The organism is Brucella pseudogrignonensis, assembly GCF_002252525.1.
GTDB lineage: Bacteria > Pseudomonadota > Alphaproteobacteria > Rhizobiales > Rhizobiaceae > Brucella > Brucella pseudogrignonensis.
In genome coordinates, this window is sequence record NZ_NNRM01000003.1 from 34,589 (window position 1) to 59,276 (window position 24,688).

The window sequence follows — 24,688 nt, forward strand, 5'->3', positions numbered from 1 at the left end:
AAATGCCCGGAACGGGTTACGTTCCGGGCACTTCAATTGTTCTACGGATTAAGACTTGCGAGCCTTGTCGTTGAACTTGAGCATCTCGATGATTGGCTCATATTCCTTCGCTTCGGTCGCTACGAATTCCTTATCCTTGCCGTCGGAAAGAGCGTCAAAGCCAGCCTTGTCCTTGGTTGGCATGTCGAGGAAAGCCTGCTTGATGTCGGCCTTAAGCTGATCTGGCAGGGTGCTGAGAACCGCAAATGGGCCTTCTGGAAGGAAGTCCGACTTGAAGATGATGCGGAAATCATCCTTCGTCATTGCCTTGCCGTTTGCATCCTTGAGAACGCCGCGGCTGACCATGCGGGTCAGGTTGGAATCGTCTTCCGAGTTCCAGGAGTTTGCAGCAGCGTCTGCGGTGCCCTGTGCGAGAGCGAGAACTGCATTTTCGTGGCTGCCAGCAAAGAAGTTCTTACCAAAGAACGTATCAACGCTATAGCCATCGCGGTTCAAGAAGAAGCGTGGCGCGTTGTTGCCCGATGTCGAGTTAGGATCGACGAGAGCAATTGCTTTGCCCTTGAGGTCATCCATCTTCTGGTAAGGGCTGTCGGCGCGAACATAAACAACCGAATAATAGCCGTTTACGCCGGTGTCATGACGCTGATTGACGAGCGGAGTGGTTTCAACGCCAGTCATCACAGCGCGGGCGTAGGAAGCCGGGCCATAGAATGCGATCTGAATGTTGCCAGCGCGCTGACCTTCGATAACAGCCGCATAGTCGTTAGCAACGCGCAGCGTAACCTTCGTGCCGAGTTCCTTGCCGAGATAAGCTGCCAGAGGCGCATAACGGTCGGAAGTGGTCGAAGCGTTTTCAGCTGGGATCACGCCCAGAACGATTTCTGGATAATCCTTGCTCCAGTCTGCAGCCTGTGCAGTGGAAGCCATCATCGGCATGGTCAGCGTAGCGGTAAGCGCAGCAGCCGCCAGAAAGTTTCTACGGTTAAGCATAGGTATCTCCTGTTAATCCCTGATTTTGGAGCGTAATTTTTTCCGGAGCTTTGTGCGCTCAGGCGGAAAGCTGACGCAGAACGGCTTCGGCCGACTGCGGAACTGGCATTGGCATTGTTTCAGCCTGTTCATCGGTATCGATGACGTCATCGGCTTCCATGCCGTAAAGGTCGCGTGATGCCATATCGGTCAGCATCGACGGTGTGCCGCGGAATACGATCTTGCCGGCAGACATGCCGACGAGGCGGTCGCAATAGCTGCGCGCAATATCGAGCGAGTGCAGATTGCAGAGAACCGTGATGCCATATTCGCGATTGATGCGACGCAAAGCGTCCATGACGCTGCGGGTATTGCGCGGATCGAGCGATGCAATCGGCTCGTCTGCGAGAATGATGCGCGGCTGCTGAACAAGCGCACGGGCAATGGCCACGCGCTGCTGCTGACCACCCGAAAGCTCATCAGCGCGATGCGCTGCAAGATGCGCAATATCGAACTGCTGCAACGCCGAAAGAGCGATCAGACGCTCTTCATCGCTCCAGATACGCAGGAGCGACTTAGGCGTCGAAACATAATTGAGACGCCCCATCAGAACATTGGTCAGAACATCAAGACGATCAACCAGATTGAAATGCTGGAAAATCATCGCGCATTGTGCGCGCCAATCGCGCAATCCCGAACCCTTGAGCCCGGTAACGTCGCGACCATCCCAGTGAATTGTTCCCTCTGAAGGTTCAACAAGGCGATTGATCATACGCAGCAGCGTCGACTTTCCCGCGCCCGAGCGACCAATAATTCCAACAAACGAGCCCGGCTCGATCTCGAGGTCAACACCCGAAACCGCCACCTTATCATTATAGCGGCGCGTTACGTTTTTTAGTTGAAGCATGAATTCGTCTCCATTCATGCTCACTATTGATCCGTTCAATGACACTGCAATGAACGGACCATGACGTTTGTGTAAACTTACATTCCGCTTTAAGATTTTAATTTAGGCAATTGTTTTAATGCTCATTTCCTGCAGGTGACGCAGGAAGGCATCTGTGGAAGCAGCCACTTCACCCGAATTGTCTATTATGACGACATCGTCTGCACCGTCATCGAAGCTCACTTCGCGCTTAAGTCGCAAAGCGATTTCTTCTCGACTTTCACGTCCGCGCGATGCAAGCCGCTCTGCAAGTACTTCCGGCCTAGCCGAAATGACGACCACGGACCGTTCCGAATAAAGCCTGCGGATATCGCCAAGTACACGCCGCGAGACATTGGCAATCACGACGATACCGTCGGCGATTTCATCATCAAGCGATTTAGGCAATCCATAGCTCAGGCCATGCGCCTGCCAGTGCAGCGCGAAAGCACCCTCGCCTGCGGCTTTTGTAAATGCTGCTTCATCCAAACTGTCGTGATCTTCCGTGCCCGGCATTTGCGGACGCGTGATGATCCGGCGCACAAAATGAAACCGCGTGTCGCCCGCAAGAGCCACACGCGCTGCATCCATAATCGTGTCTTTGCCGGCCCCACTGGGGCCGACAACGGCAACGAAACAGCCTTTCGGCGTATCGGATTGCATCTGCATCAAAGCACCCGTTCGCCTTCGCGCCAGACAGTGCGCACAACCGGAATTGCACCTTTCGGGCGCACGCGAACCAGATCGGCACGCTTTCCGATAGCGATTTCGCCGCGATCATCCATAGCCATGGCATCAGCCGGGTTCTTGGTTACGAGGCGGACAGCCTGTGGCAGCGCAATCGGACGCTCCCCCGAAGCAAGGCCGAAAGCCGACTGAATGAGGCTGAACGGAATGTAATCCGAGGACAGAATGTCGAGGCTGCCATTATCGACGAGATCGCGTGCAGCGATATTGCCGGAATGCGAGCCACCACGCACAATATTGGGGGCGCCCATCAGAATGGAAAGGCCTGCACCTTTTGAAGCACTGGCTGCTTCCATCGTGGTCGGAAACTCGGCGATCCGCACACCATGGTCAAGTGATTCATCGACATGCGCGCTGGTCGCATCATCATGGCTGGCCAGCACGATGCTGCGCGCTGCTGCCAGTTCGGCAATGGCGCGACGATGTTTGGCCGAATAGGCGTCCGAATCCGCCATACGCTTCTCACAATGCACCCGGAACTCCTCATCCGTGAGCTTCATCTTGCGCATGTAATAAGTGCGATACGTATTAAGATCAACGAATTGACGCTGTCCCGGTGCATGATCCATCAGCGAAGCGAGTTTAACGCGGTCATCACCTGCGAAAAGCTCGAATGTTTCAAGGCAATCTGCTGAGGATACTTCGCAGCGCAGGTGCAGAAAGTGGTCTGCACGCAGGCGATTTTCCCGAACACCGCTTTCGATGGCGTCAGCAAGCATCCGCATATCCTTGCCCACGAAGTCACGGTCATAATCAGAACCAACGCGCATCGCATCGAAAACTGTCGTGATGCCCGATGCTGCAACCTGTGCATCATGCGCCTGAACCGCTGCATCGACATTCCAGCGCACCTTTGGACGCGGCGCGTAATGGCTTTCCAGCTGATCGGTATGCAGCTCGATGAGGCCCGGAATGACATAATCGCCATCCATGTCATCGCCGCCATTGGTATTGCCCTGATCGATGGCGGCAATTTTGCCATCACGGATCAGGATAGAACCGGAAACGATCTCATCAGCAAGCACGATCTGCGCATTTTTCAGAACGGTTTCATTAGCCATTGGATAGCTCTTTCATGACCGCATTCGCATTGGCGGCCGTTTCATATTTCGAGAGGAATGCTTCGATATCGAGCGCGCGGAAATCATCGAGCGCCTGGCGCAGGCGATCATGGCTCCAGTCCCACCAGGCCAGTCGATCCAGACGATTGCCGGTCGCAGCGTCGAAGCGTTCGCGAATGAGACGCGCCGGAACCCCACCAACAATTGTATAGGGCGCCACGTCCCTGCTCACGACAGCTCCGGCACCGACAACAGAACCGTTGCCAACCGTCACACCCGGCAAGATGGTAGAGCCATGGCCAAGCCATGTGTCGTGACCGATTTTCACGGCATTGCCGCGACGCCAATCAAAGAACTCCGTCTCATCCTTTTCTTCCGGCCAGTAATCACCGGCGCGATAGGTGAAATGATGCAACGTCGGACGCCATGTCGGATGATTGGTGGCATTAATACGCACATGGCTGGCGATATTGGAAAACTTGCCGATCTCAGCACACCAGATTTCGCAATCGATACCGAGATAGGAATAGTCGTCCAGCACAGTCTCCGAAACACGGCTGCGCGCGCCGATCTCGGTATATCGACCAAGCTTGCTACCGTTTACTTCAGCCGTTTCGTGAACCAGTGGTTCTACCGAGAGCTTGGTCATGCTGCTGCCCTCGGCGAGAAAGCGGTTACGTCGATAATGCGATCAGCAACCTGTTCACGCACATCTTCATCGTGGAAAATGCCAAGCATTGCGACGCCTTGCGCCTTCTTGGCCTTGATGAGATCAACAACGACTGCCCTGTTTTTGGCATCGAGCGAAGCGGTCGGCTCATCGAGAAGCAACACCGGATGATCCGTGATGAAACCGCGCGCAATATTTACGCGCTGCTGCTCACCGCCAGAGAAGGTTGCAGGTGGCAATACCCAGAGCCGTTCCGGCAGGTTGAGCTGCGCGAGCAATTCACTTGCACGATTGCGAGCAGCATCGCGATCAACACCGCGAGCCACCAATGGCTCCGCAACGACATCGATTGCCGCCACGCGTGGCAATGTGCGCAGGAACTGGCTGACATAACCAATCGTATCACGCCGAACGGCCAGCACTTCGCGCGGATCGGCTGTTGCCAGATCCACCATACGGTCTTCGTGACGAATAAGGATAGAACCTGCATTCACGGCGTAATTGCCATAGACCATCTTGAGAATGGAGCTTTTACCAGCACCGGAAGGTCCGCCAAGCACGGCGCATTCGCCTGCTTCCAGATTGAAGTCCACACCACTTACGACTGGCAACTGAATGCCACCCTGCAAGTGCATCGTGAACGTCTTCGCCAGACCCGACACGGCCAGCGGAGAGGATGTTCTAACTTGTGTCATTTCTCACCTCACGCATGAAGTTTCGCTAATTTACGAACAACACGCTGCAAACATCTGTTTTAATTTACTAAACCTGCAGAATAGACGACACGAGCAGCTGCGTGTAAGGCGCTTGCGGGTCATCCAGAACGCGGTCGGTCAGGCCCTGTTCGACAATATGGCCGTCTTTCATGACCATGATGCGATGGGACAGAAGACGCGCCACTGCGAGATCGTGGGTCACGATGACAACCGAAAGGCCGAGATCGCTCACCAGACCGCGCAGCAGGTCGAGAAGGCGTGCCTGCACGGACACGTCGAGACCGCCGGTCGGTTCATCCATGAAAACAAGACGCGGAGCCGTGACGAGATTGCGAGCAATCTGGAGACGCTGACGCATACCGCCGGAGAAAGCGCGGGGCTGGTCGTCGATGCGGTCAGCAGCGATTTCGACACGTCCGAGCCATTCAGTTGCCGTGTTGCGAATATTGCCATAATGGCGCTCGCCAACAGCCATCAGCCGTTCACCGACATTGGCACCCGCCGAAACGGTCATGCGCAGACCATCCGAAGGATTCTGATGCACAAAGCCCCAGTCGGTACGCATCAGGAAGCGACGTTCAGCCTCTCCGATCTTGTAAAGATCACGGAACTCGCCATCACGCATCCGGTATTCCACACTGCCCGATGTCGGTTCCAGACGTGTCGCCAGGCAGTTGAGCAAAGTCGTCTTGCCCGAACCCGATTCACCGACGATGGCCAGCACTTCGCCCGGCCACAGCGAGAAATCGATATCCGCACAACCGCGACGACTGCCATAAAACTTCGAGAGATTGCTGACTTTCAGCAGAGGTTCGACGCTCATTTCAATACTCATTTCAGGGCTCCCTTGGCTGCGGCCTCATTGTTCGCTGCCAGATGGCCAAAGTGGCCATTCGCCTGACGATCTTCACAATAATCGGTGTCGGAGCAGACAAACATCGAGCCGCCACGGTCATCGAGCACGACTTCGTCGAGATAGACGCCGCGAGCGCCACACAATGCGCAAGGCTGTTTGAATTTCTGCACTTCAAATGGATGATCCTCGAAATCGAGGCTCACGACATCCGTATAAGGCGGTACGGCATAGATGCGCTTTTCACGACCAGCACCAAAAAGCTGCAAAGCAGGCGACATATGCATCTTTGGATTGTCGAACTTGGGCGTCGGCGACGGTGCCATGACATAGCGCCCTTCGATCATCACCGGATAATCATAGGTCTTGGCGATATGGCCGTGGCGCGCGATATCTTCGTAAAGCTTCACATGCATGAGGCCATATTCGGCAAGCGCGTGCATCTTGCGCGTTTCGGTTTCACGCGGTTCCAGAAAACGCAGCGGCTCAGGAATTGGCACCTGATAGACAATCACCTGCCCTTCAGTTAGCGGATATTCCGGAATGCGGTGACGTGTCTGGATGATAGTCGCCTCACCCGTATGGGTGGTCACGGCAACATCGGCAGTTTTCTGGAAGAATGCCCGGATGGAAACGGCATTGGTCGTATCATCAGCGCCCTGATCGATAACTTTGAGCACATCATCCTGACCGAGAATTGCCGCCGTCACCTGCACGCCGCCTGTGCCCCAGCCATAAGGCATCGGCATTTCACGGCTTGCGAACGGAACCTGATAGCCCGGAATAGCAATGGCTTTCAGGATAGCACGACGGATCATCCGCTTTGTCTGCTCGTCCAGATAGGCGAAATTGTAATTGGCTAGATCGCTCATTCTGCTGCTTCCTTGCCTGCGGCAATATTGGCTGCTGCTTCCTTGCCTGTGCCGATATTGGCTGCTGCTTCGGTTGCCAAAACTTCAGTCTCGTTGTTCGCTTGTTCATATTCCGCACGCATACGGCGGATGAGATCGAGCTCGGCCTGAAAGTCCACGTAATGGGGCAATTTCAGATGCTCGACGAAGCCCGTCGACTGCACATTATCGGAATGGGAGATGACAAATTCTTCGTCCTGCGCGGGTGCTGTCACATCCGCATCGAATTCGCGGACACGCAGCGCCCGGTCGCAAAGCGACATCGACATGGCTTTGCGCTCGCTTTGTCCGAACACCAGACCGTAGCCACGGGTGAACTGTGGTGCCTGCTTGGACGAGCCTTTGAACTGGCTCACCATCTGGCATTCGGTCAGCTGAACACGGCCAAGCGAAACGGAAAAGCCGAGCTCAGGCACATCAAACTCAACCTCCACCTCGCCAATGCGGATTTCACCGACAAATGGATGCGTGTTGCCATAACCGCGTTGCGTGGAATAACCCAGAGCCAGCAGGAAGCCTTCATCACCGCGCGCCAAAGCCTGCAAGCGCAGATCACGCGGCATCGGGAACGTCCAAGGTTCGCGGGTAAGATCGCCCGGCTCATGCCCCTCCGGCATCGCACCGTCTTCTTCGATCATGCCGTTGACACCGAGAATATCGGTCACGCGTGGCGTTTCTTCAGGCTCAGTCGCACGCGCTTCCGGCTCGGGAACACTGACATCACCCGCCAGTTCCGGATCAAGCAGACGATGCGTGTAGTCAAATGTCGGCCCCAACAGCTGCCCGCCGGGGAGGTCTTTATAGGTGGCCGAAATGCGGCGTTCGATAAGCATATTCGCGGTCTCAAGGGGTAGCGAATAGCCAAAACGCGGCAGGGTTGTGCGGTAGGCACGAACCAGAAAGATTGCCTCAATCAGATCGCCCCGCGACTGGCGCACGGCAAGTGCTGCGAGTTCTCGGTCATAAAGCGAACCTTCGGCCATGACGCGATCAACGGCGAGACCCAGCTGTTCGGCAATCTGGTCAAGACGCAACGCCGGAACCGAACGGTCGCCACGACGGCGATCATCAAGCAGACGGTGGGCATTGCGGATGGCGGTTTCACCGCCCTTTACAGCAACATACATGGATTAGCCCTCAATCTTTTCGACAGCATGATCTTTTCCGAAAACCGGTTCCCACTTTTCGGGATCATGCTCCAAACTTGCTATACGCGTGGTGCGGGGAAGCGCTGCGACTTTGCCATCAGCGACAAGCACCAGATCGATACCCAGCGGAAACAACGCGCCATTTTCACGCCATTGCGCAGCAAAATCCTGCGGCAAACCATCAACGGTGAGCACAGTTTCATCCTTGATGCCCGGGCCTTTGAGGCTGAAACCCTGCCCGCTCGTCAGAGACGAAACTGCTAGAACAACAGTCGTCGAACGATCCGGAAATTCAGGGTCTCCCTGCGCGAAGGAAGAAAGTGCCGGCAACGATTGCGTATCCGTTACAAGTGCGAACTGCGCTTTCGACTGATCGCCGACGATTGGTGCACCAGTATGGAATGTCAGCCATGCCGTCGCATCCTGATTGGCTGCAATTTCAGCATCGACCCAGACGCTTGCGTCGTGATCAAGAAGCGTTGCTGCGATCAGGCCAAGCTCAGGCGTAAGCGGCTTTGGTGGCACAGCCGCACTAGGCAGCGAATGGATACGACCAGGATTGGCCATTGCGTGCATAACTGCATGAAACGCCGACTGCGCTTCATTGACTGGATCAGCCAGTCCGCCTTCAAATGCAGAAGAAGAATGGAGCATCAGTTATCTCCCCGAACCATTGTGAAGAAATCGACCTTCGTGGCAGCAGCTTCGCCGCGCCGTTTTGCATCCGCAGTATCGACACGACCACGCAATGCGTTGAGCACACTGCTTTCGATCGCATCGCGGGTGGCCTCATCGAGCCAAAGCGCATCAAACAATGCAGCGAGCTTCGCCTTTTCCTGATCACGTCCCAGCGCATAGGAATGCCCAACCGAGCCATTCGCCAGACGAACAGTTGCGCGGGTGACGGTTGCCTCGCCAACATTGAACGGAGCACCGCCACCGCCAATACGACCGCGCATCATAACAAGTCCGGTTTCCGGACCACGCAAAACTTCAAATTCAGGCTTGTCTGCCCAGTTCTGCCAGAACGTTTTCAATTCTTCGCCGCTTGCGCGAGCGAGGAGCGCCATACTGGCCTGACGTGCTGCTTGACGTGCTGCCTGCGTTGCATCCGGCGCCAAATTGCTTCCAGCGATGGAGCCACCTCCACTTTCAACTGTGCTGTGCCGCGTAGTATGCTCCGTCGTGTTCATGAGCTTATCCGCCCTATCTAATCCGGTTGACTTGATCGCCTTAATTGTCTATTCATATAGACAACTATACAATACCAGAATGAATACACCCTGCCAATGACAGGACGATGACAATTGATGACAAAGGCGCAGATGAAAAAGAGCGGACGGATTGAGAGAAACAGCGGTGTAGCCATCTGGCGGCAGATTGCCGACGAGATACGCGGCGACATCATGGCCGGGAAACTTGCTACGGGCGCGCGTATGCCAGCCGAAATGGACCTGGCAGAACGATTTGGCGTCAATCGCCATACGGTGCGCAGCGCAATTGCGGCTCTTACGCAGGAAGGCGTATTGCGCGCGGAACAAGGACGCGGCACTTTTATCGCCAATGCAAAACGCCTTACCTACCAGATCGGACGCCGCACGCGTATTTCGCAATCGCTGGCTTCGCAGGTACGCGACATGAAGGGCGCATTGCTCGCTTCCGACACAGTGCCCGCTTCTCAAGACATAGCCGAAGCTCTTGCGATTGAGATCGGTTCACCTGTTACGCAACTGGAAACCTTACACAGTGCCGACGGACGCCCTGTGTCGCGCGCTACACTTTGGATTAGCGCCGAAAAATTTCCGGAAATCACCACGGACTATGCAGAGAGTGGTTCTGTCACCGTGGCGTTCAGAAAAGCAGGTCTTACGGATTATTTCCGCAAATCGACAATCATTTCCGCCCGACATGCAGATTCGGATGATCTGAAACATTTAAAACTTTCGCCAGGCGCCATTGTGCTGACAGCCAAAGCTATCAATGTGAACACGGATGGGGAACCGATCCAATATTCGCTCACCCGGTTCTCTGCAGACAATATGGAATTCTCAATCGAGACTTATCCCGGCGATCCTCAGATGAATGACATGAACTAGATCATACTAATTCAGATACTGCTAAAAGCGGCCCAGAAGCGGCTTTAATCACGCACTGGTGGTCTGATTCTAACATTTGCTCAGCATAAGTGTCAGCCGGGATTCAAACGACAAACTCAATCCACTAGGGCGCCGTGCGCCCTTTTTGGCACACAAAAGTCGCTCTAACACTTTATATTTACAGCATAGTTTTACCTTAAACTGATTCAATTTTAAGGAATTATGCTGTAACTAATTCAAGCAGGAAAACGCCGATGGCAGTGACTATTTTTCACAATCCGAAATGCGGCACTTCGCGCAATACGCTGGCAATCATCCGCGCCAGCGGTGAAGAACCAGTCATCATCGAATATGTACAAAACCCGCCTACACGGGAACGTCTGACAGGGCTTCTGGCGGCCATGAATGTAAAGCCGCGGGAATTGTTGCGCGAGAAAGGCACACCTTATGTCGAACTCAACTTGTCTGACCCGAAATGGAGCGATGACGCGCTGATCGACTTCATGATAGCTCATCCAATCCTGATCAATCGGCCTATTGTAGAAACACCGCTCGGCACGAGACTATGCCGCCCTTCAGAACTGGTTCTGCCTCTTCTGGAAAATCCCGTTGCTTCATTCACGAAAGAAGACGGCGAGCAGATCACATATCCGGATAGACCACACTGATAAGCCTCTTTAGAGCGGTTTCTGTTAAAGCCGAATCATTGGAACTGCTCTATCTCTTTGTTTTTACGCGCACCTTGTTCCGAAAACCGGTTCGCATTTGTGAGGATGCGCTTTAAATGCGCTCCTAGTTTGGCTTTCTCTGATTTTAGCAGCTAACAACCAATAGAAAAGGCGCTGTAAAAACAGCGCCTTATCGTGTTTATCTTATAAAGCAGATTATATCCGCTCTTAGAATGGAATTTCGTCGTCGAGATCGCGGGAGAAACCACCGCCGCCGCCACTCTGATTGGATGGGCCGGAGGAACCGAAATCACCACCGCCGCCGGAATAATCCGACATCTGGTTGCGATTGCCACCGCCACCACCGCCGAATGAGCGACCTTCGCCGCCGCCTTCACCACGGCCATCGAGCATCTGAAGCTCGCCGCGGAACTTCTGCAACACGATTTCAGTGCTGTAGCGGTCGTTTCCGTTCTGGTCCTGCCACTTGCGGGTCTGGAGCGCGCCTTCGATATAAACCTTGGCACCCTTTTTCAGATACTGCTCGGCAACCTTGGCAAGATTTTCGTTGAAAATGACAACGCTGTGCCATTCGGTACGATCCTTGCGTTCGCCGGTCTGACGGTCGCGCCAGCTTTCCGAAGTTGCAATGCGCAGATTGGCGATCTGATCGCCTGAATTGAGGCGACGAATTTCAGGATCGGCACCAAGATTGCCGACCAGAATGACTTTGTTGACGCTACCAGCCATCGAAAACTTACTCCGGGTCTCGCAAGCACGCCTTCCCGCACGTCTTCATCCAGACTTCATCCAGATTTATCCAGACAAGGGGTGCTTTCCAAAATAAAGATCAGGCGCAACCATGCGCCATCACCAGAAACTCAGCAAACACTCTACAACAGCCACTCTCCATGCGCTCTCATTGGAGGGGCTATTTTAATAGTGTTCCACAGAAGTTATGTTCTTGTTTTGTTCAAAATGCAATAACTACTGACAATTTTCAGCAGATAATTCCTGAGAGAACAGAGATAAGCCCTGCCGCTCACTGTTTATTAGGCGCGCAGGGCTTGGGGTTGAGCAATGCTCTTATATCGACAGTACTTCGCCGATAAATCTAATCGGAAATCTGAGGTGCGACACCATATTTCCGCGCATGTTTTAAATTTTCTGCAATTACCTGTTTCAATCAAAAATGCATCATTCCTTGCAGATGAGGCAGCTATGACCGCAGGCAATTGTGCTTTCATCAATATGAAAGCTAGGCAACGTAGTCAGGTGGACTCATGCTCCTTTACCTCCCTGTTGCGTTGGCTCGACTGACTGGGACCTCTTGTCGATATCGTTTCATCCCTTCCGATATCTCCCCATTCAGCGAGTAAATGTAGTCTGCTCCTGTCAGGAGTAACAGTCAACGCTCTTGCGTTCACATTTCGTATCGCCTATCAGAAGGCTGGTTGTTCGATCTTTGTTCTGGTGCTAAACCTGCATCGAACGATTGACCGGCCCCCTTTCCCTGGAAGGGGTTCATCCCCATATTATGGAGCGGCGCGACGTATATCGGCGCCCGAACACTCCATGACATGACCAAACAGGCAGGACGCGGAATGAGCGATCAGAAATTCATTTCCATACGTGGCGCGCGTGAACACAATCTGAAAAATGTCGACCTAGATCTGCCACGCGACAAGCTGATCGTGATGACAGGCCTTTCAGGCTCCGGCAAATCATCGCTGGCCTTCGATACGATCTATGCGGAAGGTCAGCGCCGCTATGTCGAAAGCCTTTCGGCTTATGCGCGCCAGTTCCTTGAAATGATGCAGAAGCCGGATGTCGATCAGATCGACGGTCTGTCCCCTGCCATCTCCATCGAACAGAAGACGACAAGCCGCAATCCGCGCTCTACCGTCGGCACCGTCACTGAAATCTACGACTATATGCGCCTGCTTTTCGCGCGTGTGGGTGTGCCTTATTCGCCAGCCACCGGCCTGCCGATTGAGAGCCAGACAGTCAGCCAGATGGTTGATCGGGTTTTGACATTTGAGGAAGGCACGCGACTTTATATCCTCGCGCCTATCGTTCGCGGTCGTAAAGGCGAATACAAGAAAGAGCTGGCCGAGCTTCAGAAAAAGGGGTTTCAGCGTGTGAAGGTCGATGGCACCTTCTATGAAATCGCTGACGTTCCAGCCCTCGACAAGAAGTACAAGCACGATATTGATGTGGTCGTGGACCGTGTTGTGGTACGCGCTGATCTCTCGACCCGCCTCGCCGACAGCCTTGAAACCTGCCTCAAGCTCGCTGAAGGTCTGGCGATCGCCGAATTTGCCGACAAGCCGCTGCCGCCTGAAGAAACTGCCGAAGGTGGTGCCGCGAACAAATCGGCCAACGAGACACATGAACGCGTAATGTTCTCGGAAAAATTCGCCTGCCCTGTTTCCGGCTTTACAATCCCGGAAATCGAGCCGCGCCTGTTTTCCTTCAACAATCCGTTTGGCGCCTGTCCGACCTGTGACGGCCTGGGAACCCAGCAGGCAATCGATCCAAACCTGATTGTTCCAGATGTGAATGCTGCCCTGAAAGATGGAGCGATTGCGCCCTGGGCTCGCTCATCTTCGCCTTATTATAATCAGACGCTCGAAGCGCTCGGCAAAGCCTATGGTTTTAAGGTCAGTGCCAAGTGGTCGGATCTTTCCGGTGAAGCTCAGGACGCCATTCTCTATGGCACCAAGGGCAAGGAAATCACCTTCCAGTATGATGATGGCCTGCGTTCCTATCAGACCACCAAAGCTTTTGAAGGTGTGATTCCCAATCTCGAGCGCCGCTGGAAAGAAACCGATTCGGCATGGTCGCGTGAGGAAATCGAACGCTTCATGTCTTCGACGCCCTGCCCGGCCTGTAAAGGCTTTCGCCTGAAGCCGGAAGCGCTGGCGGTGAAGGTTGGCATGAAGCATATCGGTGAAATCACCAGCATGTCGATCCGTAATGCGGATCAGTGGTTCCGCGATGTCGATGGCACATTCAACGACAAGCAGCGCGAAATTGCTGCCCGTATTCTCAAGGAAATCCGCGAACGTCTGGAATTCCTCAACGATGTTGGTCTCGATTATCTGACACTGGCACGCAATTCCGGCACGCTGTCGGGTGGTGAAAGCCAGCGTATTCGCCTTGCCTCACAAATCGGCTCCGGTCTGACTGGCGTGCTTTACGTGCTCGATGAGCCGTCCATTGGCTTGCATCAGCGCGACAATGCCCGCCTTCTCGACACGCTCCGTCACCTACGCGATCTCGGCAATACCGTTATCGTCGTCGAACACGATGAAGATGCGATCCTGACAGCAGACTATGTGGTCGATATCGGCCCGGCTGCTGGTGTTCATGGCGGCAAGATCATCGCGCAGGGCACGCCGAAAGACGTTATGTCCAACCCGAATTCGCTCACCGGCAAATATCTGTCGGGTGCGATGGAAGTAGCTGTTCCCGCTGAGCGCCGCAAGCTCACCAAGAACAAGCGCATCCGCGTTGTCGGCGCGCGTGGCAACAATCTGAAGGATGTTTCAGCGGATATTCCGCTTGGCACATTTACAGCCGTTACCGGTGTCTCGGGTGGTGGTAAATCAACCTTCCTGATCGAAACGCTGTTCAAGGCCGCTTCGCGCCGTATCATGGGCTCGCGCGAACATCCGGCGGAGCATGACCGCATCGAAGGGCTCGAATTCCTTGATAAAGTCATCGACATCGATCAGTCGCCGATTGGCCGCACGCCGCGTTCCAACCCGGCGACCTATACCGGCGCGTTTACACCGATGCGCGATTGGTTCGCCGGCCTGCCGGAAGCCAAGGCTCGCGGTTATCAGCCCGGACGCTTCTCGTTCAACGTGAAAGGTGGACGCTGTGAGGCCTGCCAAGGCGATGGCGTCATCAAGATTGAGATGCACTTCCTGCCGGATGTCTATGTCACCTGTGATGTCTGTCACGGCAAGCGCTACAACCGCGAAACGCTGGAAGTGCAGTTCAAAGGCAAGTCGATTGCCGATGTTCTCGACATGACGGTTGAGGAAGGCGCTGAGTTCTTCTCCGCAGTTCCAGCCGTGCGTGACAAGCTTGAAACGCTGGTGAAGGTTGGCCTCGGCTATATCAAGGTCGGCCAGCAGGCAACGACACTTTCGGGTGGTGAGGCGCAGCGCGTGAAACTCGCCAAGGAACTGTCGCGCCGCGCAACGGGGCGCACGCTCTATATTCTTGACGAGCCGACAACCGGCCTGCATTTCCACGACGTTGCAAAGCTTCTCGAAGTGCTGCACGAGCTGGTCGAACAGGGCAATACGGTTGTGGTCATCGAGCACAATCTCGAAGTCATCAAGACTGCCGACTGGGTTATCGACCTTGGTCCGGAAGGTGGTGATGGCGGAGGCGAGATCGTGGCCGTTGGACGTCCGGAAGACATCGTGAAGGAAAAGCGCTCTTATACAGGCCAGTTCCTGAAAGAACTGCTGGAGCGGCGCCCAAAGGGCAAAGCAGAAGCTGCTGAGTAAGTGTATATATCAGAGCCGGGCCCTAGTGCCCGGCTTTTTGCTATTCAACAAATCCCACAATCGGGCCATATCCGCCATGCCACGAGATATCGTTTCTCCCCATGGCTGGATTGTAAATTCCAGCACCGCCACCACCGTCGAGGAACAGTGCGTTCGCGCATTTCAGCTCATCTCGAAACAGTGACGCGAAATCATAGAAATTCACCGCATCTTCGCTGATGGCAAAGCGGATGGTCTCATCGGCGCAAACACCAACGCCGCTTCTGCGGGCCCGGTCCGTCGATCCTTTGATCAGAATCGGATTGAGCTTGTTCTGAATGACCAGCATCGGTCCGGATTGAGTCGCAAAGCGCGCCTGCGGCCGACGTTTCAAAAACCTGTCAGTCGAAACAATGCCGGCGCTGTCATTATCAAAATAGAAAACACCATTGGGCTTTTTATAGAAGTTCGGAATTGGGCCAGATGCGCGCTGAGGCACTTTCGTATCGGCAGCAACCAGTTCCTGCCAGTCCTCGACAAAAAGCCCCATAGGCGCAAAATCTTCCCTGTACATTCCCGCATTAAACGCGAACGACAGCGTTTTGCCTTTTGCAGCCACAGCATCCGCAACTTTCGAGAAATTGCGATAAGGCTCGCCATCTGCGCCCTTCCAGAACAGACGCAGGTTTTCTTTGGCCTTCACCGTGCAGATGATGAATTTGGTGTCCTGAAAGACCTGCTCGCCACAGCTTTCCGCCTGCGCGGATTGGATACCCAAAAGCAGCCCTGCAAAGCCAATAACCGGGAGAGCCATACTCATTTTACGAAAGCGCATCGCGAAACCTCCCAATCAAAATTATAGACCGTAGAAATGAAAAAAGCCCGGTCAAACCGGGCCTTCTCGCATAACTGATCGCGATCATGCCGCGCCAGTTCATAAGGATTAGCCGTTAACGGCATCCTTCAGGCCCTTGCCAGCCGAGAACTTCGGCACGTTGCGGGCAGGAATAGCAACTTCCATACCGGTCGAAGGGTTACGGCCAGTCGAAGCTGCGCGATGCGAAACGGAGAAAACGCCGAAGCCTGGCAGGCGTACTTCTTCGCCAGCCTTGAGAGCACCGGTGACAGCTGCGAGTACAGCGTCAACAGCAGTTCCTGCGTCGGCCTTAGTCAAACCGCCCTTTTCCGCTACTGCGGCGACCAATTCGTTCTTGTTCATAGGCATTTCCTTTCTTTATCTACCGGAACGAATAACGCGACCGGATTGGGTGCAGTTTATTCAAATCGGTTGACAAACCAAGCCTGTCAACACGAAAAACCCCCGGAAAACCGGGGTTAAACACAGAAATGCCGGGCATTTAGCCCGGCATTGTATGCTTATTAGCCACTAGCAATGACTAATGTGCTGTTGAAACACCTGCATCGTCGTCCACAGGAGCGGATGCAACAGGCGTTTCAGGCTCTGTCCACTCGATCGGCTGCGGCTCACGAACCAGTGCATGTTTCAGCACTTCACCGACTCGCGACACTGGAACGATCTCAAGATTGTTCTTCACATTGTCCGGAATATCCGCCAGATCCTTGGCGTTTTCTTCCGGGATCAGAACCTTCTTGATGCCGCCACGCAATGCAGCAAGCAGCTTTTCCTTGAGACCGCCGATAGGAAGCACACGGCCACGCAACGTCACTTCACCGGTCATCGCAACGTCCTTACGAACCGGGATACCGGTCATAACAGAGACAATTGCCGTGACCATGGCGATACCAGCCGACGGGCCATCCTTTGGCGTCGCACCTTCCGGTACGTGAACGTGGATGTCGCGCTTGTCGAACAACGGAGGTTCGATGCCGAAATCAACCGCACGCGAGCGAACATAAGATGCCGCCGCAGAAATCGATTCCTTCATCACATCGCGGAGATTACCCGTGACAGTCATGCGGCCCTTACCAGGCATCATGACACCTTCGATGGTCAGCAATTCGCCGCCCACTTCAGTCCATGCCAGGCCTGTGACGACACCGACCTGATCTTCGCCATCAATCTGACCATAACGGAAGCGCTCGACACCGAGATAATCGGAGAGGTTCTTGTCAGTGATCTTCACCGACTTCTTCTTCGACTTCAGAATCTCGGTCACGGCCTTACGTGCCAGAGTCATCATCTCGCGTTCGAGGCTACGAACACCGGCTTCACGCGTGTAAAGACGGATAACGTTACGCAGGGCATCGTCCGTAACCGAAAACTCCTTCGGCTGCAGAGCATGGTCCTTGATCGCCTTTGGCAGCAGGTGCCGCTTGGCAATCTCGAGCTTTTCATCTTCGGTGTAACCGGCAATACGGATGACTTCCATACGGTCCAGAAGCGGACCAGGAATGTTCAGCGTATTGGCGGTCGTCACGAACATGACGTTCGACAGATCATATTCAACCTCAAGGTAATGATCCATGAAGGTTGAGTTCTGTTCTGGGTCCAGTACCTCAAGCATTGCCGATGACGGATCGCCGCGGAAATCCTGGCCCATCTTGTCGATTTCATCGAGCAGGAAGAGCGGGTTGGACTTCTTCGCCTTCTTCATCGACTGGATGACCTTGCCGGGCATCGAGCCGATATAGGTGCGGCGATGACCGCGGATTTCAGCCTCGTCACGCACGCCGCCGAGCGACATACGGACATATTCACGGCCGGTAGCCTTGGCAATCGAACGAGCAAGCGAGGTCTTACCAACGCCGGGAGGTCCAACGAGGCAAAGGATCGGACCCTTGATCTTGGTCGAGCGAGCCTGCACCGCGAGATACTCGACAATGCGCTCCTTGACCTTTTCCAGACCAAAGTGATCGTCACCGAGTACGCCTTCGGCAAAGTTCAGATCCTGCTTGATCTTCGACTTCTTGCCCCAAGGAATAGACAGCAGCCAGTCCAGATAGTTGCGAACAACAGTCGCTTCCGCCGACATCGGGCTCATGCTGCGCAGCTTCTTCAGCTCAGCCTGTGCCTTTTCGCGAGCTTCCTTGGAAAGCTTGGTCTTGTTGATGCGTTCTTCGAGTTCAGCCGCTTCATCGCGACCATCCTCACCATCACCAAGTTCCTTCTGGATCGCCTTCATCTGTTCGTTGAGGTAGTATTCGCGCTGCGTCTTTTCCATCTGGCGCTTAACGCGGCCACGGATGCGCTTCTCAACCTGCAGAACCGAAATCTCGGATTCCATGAAGGCAAGTGCCTTCTCAAGACGCTCACGCACCGAGAGAATCGACAGCATTTCCTGCTTTTCAGGAATCTTGATAGCGAGATGCGAAGCAACCGTATCGGCGAGCTTGGAATAGTCGTCGATCTGGCTGGCAGCGCCAACCACTTCCGGCGAAATCTTCTTGTTCAGCTTGACGTAGTTTTCGAAGTCGGAAACCACCGAGCGGGCCAGAGCCTCAACTTCAACAGCATCTTCTTCCGGCTCAGGCAGAGCCGTTGCGTAAGCTTCGTGATAATCCTCACGATCGGTAAACTTGGAAACCTTGGCGCGCGCAGTGCCTTCGACGAGAACCTTTACAGTACCGTCTGGCAGCTTGAGGAGCTGCAGCACATTGGCGATCGTGCCGATTTCATAGATTGCATCCGGTGCCGGATCGTCGTCAGCCGCATTCTTCTGCGTTGCGAGCAGAATCTGCTTGTCGACACCCATCACTTCTTCAAGTGCTTTGATCGACTTTTCACGTCCAACAAACAGCGGAACAATCATATGGGGGAAGACTACGATATCGCGCAACGGCAGAACGGCATACAGCCCGTCTTCGCCACCCGCTGGGGTCTTCTGTTCAATACCCGTCATTATTCAGTCCTTTCTCAGGTCATTCGACCCGATTGCCACAGGCTGTGGCCCCTTTCATTATGAGGCAGTCCACAACCAGTGCTTCGGTCCATAATTGGAGTGTCGAACTCCTTAATTCAAGCTGCTTTAAGGGGCAGCATTCATAGAATCGTCATCTATCCTGCGCCGTCACGGGAATTTGTACAATAACAAGCGCTCGTTGTATTCAGCATCAGCCAAGACATAGACAAGAAAAAGGCCGCTTGCGCGGCCTTTTCCAAAAGTTCTCGCAATCGTCAGGCCGACGCATTGCCCTTTTCTTCCTGCCGCTCAGCGTAGATATAGAGCGGACGAGCGCTTCCATCCACAACATCACCGGAAATGACCACTTCCTGCACGCCTTCCAGCGTTGGAAGCTCGAACATCGTGTCGAGCAGGATCTTTTCCATGATCGAGCGCAGGCCGCGAGCGCCGGTCTTGCGTTCAACTGCCTTGTTGGCAATCGCGCGCAGAGCGTCGTCGTGGAAGCTCAGCTCGACACTTTCCATGTCGAACAGACGCTGATACTGCTTCACGAGCGCGTTCTTTGGCTCGGTCAGGATCTGTACCAGTGCATCGACATCCAGATCTTCCAGAGTAGCGATAACAGGCAGACGACCGACGAATTCCGGAATGAGACCGAATTTCAGCAGATCTTCGGGTTCCAGTTCCTTGAACACGTCACCGATGCGACGCTCATCAACCGACTTCACGTTTGCACCGAAACCAATCGATGTCTTCTCGCCGCGTGCCGAGATGATCTTGTCGAGACCAGCAAAAGCGCCACCACAGATGAACAGAATGTTCGTCGTATCCACCTGCAGGAATTCCTGCTGCGGATGCTTGCGACCGCCCTGCGGCGGTACGGAAGCAACGGTGCCTTCCATGATCTTCAGAAGCGCCTGCTGAACGCCTTCGCCCGACACGTCGCGGGTGATCGAAGGATTGTCCGACTTGCGGCTAATCTTATCGACTTCGTCGATGTAAACGATGCCGCGCTGCGCGCGTTCAACGTTGTAATCAGCCGACTGAAGCAGCTTCAGAATGATGTTTTCGACGTCTTCACCGACATAGCCGGCTTCTGTGAGCGTCGTGGCATCAGCCATGGTGAACGGAACATCGATAATGCGTGCGAGTGTCTGAGCAAGATAGGTCTTGCCGCAACCCGTAGGGCCAACCAACAGAATGTTGGACTTTGCCAGTTCGATGTCGCTGCTCTTCGTCTGATGCGCGAGACGCTTGTAGTGATTGTGCACGGCTACAGCGAGAACGCGCTTGGCGCCCTTCTGGCCGATGACATAATCGTCAAGAACGTCCATAATTTCCTGCGGCGTAGGTACACCTTCGCGCGACTTCACCATCGAGGTTTTGTTTTCCTCGCGGATGATGTCCATGCAAAGTTCGACGCACTCGTCGCAGATAAATACGGTCGGGCCTGCAATCAGCTTACGAACTTCATGCTGGCTTTTGCCACAGAACGAGCAATAAAGCGTATTCTTTGAATCGCCGCCGCTGTTGCTGACTTTGCTCATTGCAGTTTCCTTTCAATTGACCGAATTGAACGCCATTCCGCGATGCGCCCACTTCAATCGTTTCTTCCGGTTCGGATCCAATTGAGGGAACAATACACCGCCGCCTCAATGGTCGTATCAGCAGTCAAAACGCACTGCTTACATTCTCTGGATTCCAGTCACCGCAGGCTTCCCGACCGAAGAAGCCTGTTTTGGCGACTTTTGCAGAACCTTAGGCGGGGAACAATTGAAAAATCGCCATTCCTGCCAGTTTCTGCACAATCTGAGCGATTTTAGCGCCCTGAACCCCAACAGATGCTTAACGCCACTCGTTAACCTTCAGGTACGAACAACAAATAAGCCGCTTTTGTGGCAAAGAGCACCAAAATATGGAGAGGCAGTCAAACTGCCTCCCCAAAATTACTTGGCTTCTTCAGTGCCTGCGTCGCGCGATTCGATCACCTTATCGATCAAACCGAACTCAAGAGCTTCCTGTGCGGTCATGAAATGATCGCGATCAAGGGTACGCTCAATCGTCTCATAATCGCGACCGGTGTGCTTGACGTAGGTTTCGTTCAGACGGCGCTTCATCTTGATGATGTCCTGCGCATGACGTTCGATATCCGACGCCTGCCCCTGGAAGCCGCCCGAAGGCTGGTGAACCATGATGCGGGCATTTGGCAACGCATAACGCTGGCCAGTGGCGCCTGCAGTCAGAAGCAGCGAGCCCATGGAAGCAGCCTGGCCCATGCAGAGCGTGGAAACAGGAGGCTTGATGAACTGCATCGTGTCGTAGATCGCCATGCCGGACGTAACAACGCCACCTGGCGAATTGATGTACATGTTGATCTCTTTCTTCGGGTTTTCAGACTCGAGGAAGAGCAACTGCGCGCAAATCAGCATCGACATGCCATCTTCGACAGGACCGTTGACGAAGATAATGCGTTCTTTCAGCAAGCGCGAGAAGATATCATAGGCCCGCTCGCCACGGTTGGTCTGCTCGACCACCATCGGCACGAGGTTCATGACGGTTTCAATGGGATCTCTCATAATGGGCCTCTGCATATTTATGGCGAATATGAATCGTACGGATGTTCCATACATAGGGCTTTGCAGCCCTGTTCCGCAAGATGCCGATCAATCCCAGTCGGAATCCTGTTCGACAGGCTTAATGCCGCGTTTCTCATCGAGCATTTTGCGTGCCGTTTCAGTCAGGCGGGCCTGAATACGAACAGAGCCATCTTCCAGATCTTCGCGCTTCACGTCGCTGCCATGCTGGTACATCCAGTCGAGGATACGAAGCTCGGATGGAGAAAGCACAACATCAACAGTACCAAGCGCGCCTGCAATGCGGGTCTCGATCAAAGAAAGCAACCTGTCAACGCCTTCACCGGTCCAGGCTGAAAGCGGGATCGGACGCCCCTCCTCGCTGCCTGCAGCAGCCAGACGGGAAGCCGCTTCACGGCCAGCTTCGTCCAGATTGTCGATCTTGTTCCAAATCTGGATCACGCGCTTATGATCATGCGGCTCAACGTCGAGACCAGCCAGAATGCTTTCGACATCCTCGGCCTGTGCTGCATTATCGGGATCGGAAATGTCGCGAACATGCAGAATCAGATCAGCCTCAACCACTTCTTCCAGCGTTGCACGGAATGCAGCAACCAGATGGTGTGGAAGGTTCGAAATGAAACCCACAGTATCCGACAGAATGACCGTCTCGCCATGCGGCAAACGAATACGACGCAATGTCGGGTCGAGCGTGGCAAACAGCATATCTTCCGCCAGCACATCCGCGCCCGTCATACGATTGAACAGCGTTGATTTGCCCGCATTCGTATAACCAACGAGCGCAACAACCGGATGCGGCACCTTGCGGCGCTTCTGCCGGTGCAGCGTACGTGTACGCACAACCGTTTCAAGCTCGCGCTTGATCTTCAAAATCTTGTCTTGAAGCATACGTCTGTCGGCTTCGATCTGCGTTTCACCCGGACCACCGAGGAAGCCGCTACCGCCGCGCTGACGCTCAAGGTGGGTCCAGCTACGTACCAGACGGCCCTTCTGATAGTTCAGATGCGCAAGCTCAACCTGCAACGCACCTTCCTTGGTGCGCGCTCTCTCGCCAAAAATCTCGAGAATGAGGCCGGTACGGTCAATAACCTTGACGTTCCACTCTTTTTCAAGATTGCGCTGCTGCACAGGCGTCAGCGCATGATCAACGATAACAAGGCCAATCGCCTTTTCTTTGACGATTTCAGCAACAGCCTCAACCTTGCCGGTTCCCAGAAGGGTCGCAGGCCTCGGCTGATTGACGATCACGTTTTCGGCATGGGCAATTTCAAGATTGATCGCACGCGCAAGACCGACGGCTTCTTCCAGCCGCGCTTCATTGGAGCGCTGGAACTGGGGTCTCTCGCCTTCTTCACTTGCAGTGCTTGTATTGTGCCGCTCTGGCAAAATTGGAACGATAACCGCCGCTCTTGTGGGTTCTGGTTCAGACACACCAAATCCCTTATTTTCATCGGCAGGCGATACGTTCTTACCCTTGAATTTCGACAAATAAACTTACTCCGGGATACGGAAACGAACTATCCAGCAGATAGGTCTCCGCACTTGCGGTTTCAAACAGAAGACGCCCCGGCTAATCAAATCATGATCCAAATGGCCCAAACCGGGCATGGATCGGAATCGAAAAAACTGGAGCGGTGTGACAGTTTCAAGAGATCACCACGCTCCAGCATAAAACTGGTCAGTTATAAACTGATAAGCGTCAGACTTCCTCACCCTCGAACATCTGTACCGGCTGGCTCGGCATGATGGTCGAAATTGCATGCTTGTAAACAAGCTGCGAATGACCATCGCGACGCAGCAATACGCAGAAATTGTCAAAGGACGTCACGATACCCGTGAGCTTCACGCCATTAATAAGGAAGATGGTCAGTGAAATTTTCTGCTTGCGTACAGAATTGAGGAAAAGGTCTTGAAGATTTTGCGATCGTTCAGCCATTGTTTTTATTCCTTTAATCGATCAGCAGTTTGTTCGTTTAATGTCAGACGAACACGCGCACACACATAAATCAAGCACCCGGATTGCGCAAAGCCTGGCACTGATCGCAATTGCTGTGGAAAGACAACTGCTTCGCTCTTTAGCTTCGGTTAACAGGATGGGAATCTTTGCGCAACCAGCAAATTCAAATGCAGGCAAGCAATTCTTTCTAGGCACCAACGGATGAGCACTGATTTTGCTCGAAAGAAAGTGGCTCACCAAGCAGCGGTCTCACGCGGTCAATCGCCCACATATAGAAGCTTCCCGGTTGCATCGAGACGACTTCCTTATGCTTCTTATGGATATGAAAGCCAATGAAATCAGGATGTTTGGTAGGTTCAATCCCATAAGCCGGATCGTAAATCCGCGTCGCTTCCTTACCGACCCAGTAATAGAAATTCTCCTGCGGAGCTGCATTTCTGAAGATGCCATACTTGCGCGCCAGCCGGGATATGCCGTCATTTCCAAAAATAGTGATTCCAATGGCGGCGGGCGTAACTTCCTTACCGATCACGCGATAATAAAGCGGGCGCAGCTTTCCACGTCGCAATCCAAGCCAACGCGGCAACGGATAGCTGGCAGCCACATAAGCTTCAAATTCGCGGATAATCGGATGGTCATGCGGCAGATAAAGCGCGGACACGCCAACACGGAATCGATTCTCGCGCGCGAGATATGGCTTTGACGGGTCGGGATGAAATTGCTTGAGCAGGTAAACATCCGTATCGAGCCACACACCCTGCTTATGCTTCATCAGCATTATACGGAAAATATCGCTGAACTGAACGATCGTTGTCCGGCTGTGGAAATTCGGATAGCCGGGATCAAGACGCTTAAACACCAGCTCAGGCAGAATGCTGCTGGCATCGTGTAGTTCGACGCCCGCTGGCACGTTCTCGATAGGCGCGTATGAAAACAGCTTCACACGCTGACCGGTCATCACCATCGATGCCAGACAGATGCGATCAACATCGCGCAGCCGCGGCCCATACCAGAAAGTGCAGATATCCATGAATGACACCG

Annotated in this window: 23 protein-coding genes and 1 pseudogene; 3 read left to right on the forward strand and 21 right to left on the reverse strand. The window is 53.9% G+C overall.

Annotated elements, in window-relative coordinates:
• Positions 1–48: 48 nt before the first annotated feature.
• The 11 genes from phnD to phnG all read right to left on the reverse strand — a co-directional run bounded on the left by phnD (position 49) and on the right by phnG (position 9,193).
• A complete protein-coding gene (phnD, locus tag CEV34_RS00550; RefSeq protein WP_007875077.1) occupies positions 49–990 on the reverse strand; it encodes a phosphonate ABC transporter substrate-binding protein in 942 nt (313 codons plus the stop codon).
• Between the two features lie 58 nt (positions 991–1,048).
• Complete coding sequence (phnC, locus tag CEV34_RS00555) at positions 1,049–1,876, reverse strand: phosphonate ABC transporter ATP-binding protein (protein WP_007875084.1); 828 nt, start codon at positions 1,874–1,876, stop codon at positions 1,049–1,051.
• Positions 1,877–1,978: 102 nt separating this feature from the next.
• The gene (gene phnN / locus CEV34_RS00560) at positions 1,979–2,557 is read right to left on the reverse strand and encodes a phosphonate metabolism protein/1,5-bisphosphokinase (PRPP-forming) PhnN (RefSeq protein ID WP_007875085.1); all 579 of its coding nucleotides are present in this window, start codon (positions 2,555–2,557) and stop codon (positions 1,979–1,981) included.
• A 5-nt stretch (positions 2,558–2,562) separates the two neighbouring features.
• The gene (locus tag CEV34_RS00565; protein WP_007875087.1) at positions 2,563–3,702 is read right to left on the reverse strand and encodes an alpha-D-ribose 1-methylphosphonate 5-triphosphate diphosphatase; all 1,140 of its coding nucleotides are present in this window, start codon (positions 3,700–3,702) and stop codon (positions 2,563–2,565) included.
• Complete coding sequence (locus CEV34_RS00570; RefSeq protein WP_007875089.1) at positions 3,695–4,351, reverse strand: DapH/DapD/GlmU-related protein; 657 nt, start codon at positions 4,349–4,351, stop codon at positions 3,695–3,697. The genes CEV34_RS00565 and CEV34_RS00570 overlap by 8 nt, the downstream gene beginning before the upstream one ends.
• The gene (phnL, locus tag CEV34_RS00575; RefSeq protein WP_039859789.1) at positions 4,348–5,067 is read right to left on the reverse strand and encodes a phosphonate C-P lyase system protein PhnL; all 720 of its coding nucleotides are present in this window, start codon (positions 5,065–5,067) and stop codon (positions 4,348–4,350) included. Before phnL ends, CEV34_RS00570 begins: the two co-directional genes overlap by 4 nt.
• Before the next feature lie 67 nt (positions 5,068–5,134).
• Positions 5,135–5,911: a phosphonate C-P lyase system protein PhnK gene (gene phnK, locus CEV34_RS00580; protein WP_007875095.1), complete on the reverse strand. Its 777-nt coding sequence runs from the start codon at positions 5,909–5,911 to the stop codon at positions 5,135–5,137.
• A gap of 8 nt (positions 5,912–5,919) precedes the next feature.
• Entirely contained in the window at positions 5,920–6,813 is an 894-nt protein-coding gene (locus CEV34_RS00585; RefSeq protein WP_007875096.1) for an alpha-D-ribose 1-methylphosphonate 5-phosphate C-P-lyase PhnJ, read from the reverse strand.
• The gene (locus tag CEV34_RS00590; protein ID WP_007875098.1) at positions 6,810–7,979 is read right to left on the reverse strand and encodes a carbon-phosphorus lyase complex subunit; all 1,170 of its coding nucleotides are present in this window, start codon (positions 7,977–7,979) and stop codon (positions 6,810–6,812) included. The genes CEV34_RS00585 and CEV34_RS00590 overlap by 4 nt, the downstream gene beginning before the upstream one ends.
• A 3-nt stretch (positions 7,980–7,982) precedes the next feature.
• A complete protein-coding gene (gene phnH / locus CEV34_RS00595) occupies positions 7,983–8,654 on the reverse strand; it encodes a phosphonate C-P lyase system protein PhnH (protein ID WP_094543123.1) in 672 nt (223 codons plus the stop codon).
• Positions 8,654–9,193 carry a phosphonate C-P lyase system protein PhnG gene (phnG, locus tag CEV34_RS00600; protein ID WP_007875100.1) on the reverse strand — a complete coding sequence of 180 codons (540 nt, stop codon included), beginning with the start codon at positions 9,191–9,193 and terminating at the stop codon, positions 8,654–8,656. The genes phnH and phnG overlap by 1 nt, the downstream gene beginning before the upstream one ends.
• 132 nt (positions 9,194–9,325) lie before the next feature.
• Here phnG and phnF point away from each other — a divergent pair, with 132 nt between their 5' ends.
• Both phnF and arsC read left to right on the forward strand, forming a co-directional pair.
• Positions 9,326–10,096, forward strand: coding sequence for a phosphonate metabolism transcriptional regulator PhnF (gene phnF / locus CEV34_RS00605; protein WP_039859800.1), 771 nt, complete (start codon positions 9,326–9,328; stop codon positions 10,094–10,096).
• A 254-nt stretch (positions 10,097–10,350) separates the two neighbouring features.
• Positions 10,351–10,764 carry an arsenate reductase (glutaredoxin) gene (arsC, locus tag CEV34_RS00610; protein WP_007875102.1) on the forward strand — a complete coding sequence of 138 codons (414 nt, stop codon included), beginning with the start codon at positions 10,351–10,353 and terminating at the stop codon, positions 10,762–10,764.
• 228 nt (positions 10,765–10,992) lie between these two features.
• Here arsC and CEV34_RS00615 read toward each other — a convergent pair whose 3' ends face one another.
• On the reverse strand, positions 10,993–11,514 hold the full coding sequence (locus CEV34_RS00615) for a single-stranded DNA-binding protein (RefSeq protein ID WP_007875103.1): 522 nt from the start codon (positions 11,512–11,514) through the stop codon (positions 10,993–10,995).
• An 854-nt stretch (positions 11,515–12,368) separates the two neighbouring features.
• Here CEV34_RS00615 and uvrA point away from each other — a divergent pair.
• Positions 12,369–15,293, forward strand: coding sequence for an excinuclease ABC subunit UvrA (gene uvrA, locus CEV34_RS00620; protein ID WP_007875104.1), 2,925 nt, complete (start codon positions 12,369–12,371; stop codon positions 15,291–15,293).
• A gap of 40 nt (positions 15,294–15,333) precedes the next feature.
• Here the strand turns inward: uvrA and CEV34_RS00625 are convergent, their stop codons facing one another.
• From CEV34_RS00625 to CEV34_RS00665, 9 genes and pseudogenes are all read right to left on the reverse strand, one after another.
• Complete coding sequence (locus CEV34_RS00625) at positions 15,334–16,107, reverse strand: phosphodiester glycosidase family protein (protein ID WP_094543125.1); 774 nt, start codon at positions 16,105–16,107, stop codon at positions 15,334–15,336.
• A gap of 108 nt (positions 16,108–16,215) precedes the next feature.
• Complete coding sequence (locus CEV34_RS00630) at positions 16,216–16,491, reverse strand: HU family DNA-binding protein (protein ID WP_007875106.1); 276 nt, start codon at positions 16,489–16,491, stop codon at positions 16,216–16,218.
• A gap of 178 nt (positions 16,492–16,669) precedes the next feature.
• A complete protein-coding gene (lon, locus tag CEV34_RS00635; protein ID WP_007875107.1) occupies positions 16,670–19,093 on the reverse strand; it encodes an endopeptidase La in 2,424 nt (807 codons plus the stop codon).
• A 275-nt stretch (positions 19,094–19,368) separates the two neighbouring features.
• Positions 19,369–20,643, reverse strand: coding sequence for an ATP-dependent Clp protease ATP-binding subunit ClpX (gene clpX, locus CEV34_RS00640; protein WP_007875108.1), 1,275 nt, complete (start codon positions 20,641–20,643; stop codon positions 19,369–19,371).
• Between the two features lie 399 nt (positions 20,644–21,042).
• The gene (gene clpP, locus CEV34_RS00645; protein WP_007875110.1) at positions 21,043–21,672 is read right to left on the reverse strand and encodes an ATP-dependent Clp endopeptidase proteolytic subunit ClpP; all 630 of its coding nucleotides are present in this window, start codon (positions 21,670–21,672) and stop codon (positions 21,043–21,045) included.
• Between the two features lie 87 nt (positions 21,673–21,759).
• Positions 21,760–23,178: a GTPase HflX gene (hflX, locus tag CEV34_RS00650; protein ID WP_007875112.1), complete on the reverse strand. Its 1,419-nt coding sequence runs from the start codon at positions 23,176–23,178 to the stop codon at positions 21,760–21,762.
• A 211-nt stretch (positions 23,179–23,389) separates the two neighbouring features.
• Entirely contained in the window at positions 23,390–23,626 is a 237-nt protein-coding gene (hfq, locus tag CEV34_RS00655; RefSeq protein WP_007875113.1) for an RNA chaperone Hfq, read from the reverse strand.
• Between the two features lie 5 nt (positions 23,627–23,631).
• Positions 23,632–23,860 (reverse strand): annotated as a pseudogene (locus tag CEV34_RS27615) (hypothetical protein).
• Positions 23,835–24,677, reverse strand: a complete 843-nt coding sequence (locus tag CEV34_RS00665; RefSeq protein ID WP_007875114.1) for a glycosyltransferase — start codon at positions 24,675–24,677, stop codon at positions 23,835–23,837. Before CEV34_RS00665 ends, CEV34_RS27615 begins: the two are co-directional and overlap by 26 nt.
• Between the last annotated feature and the right edge of the window lie 11 nt (positions 24,678–24,688).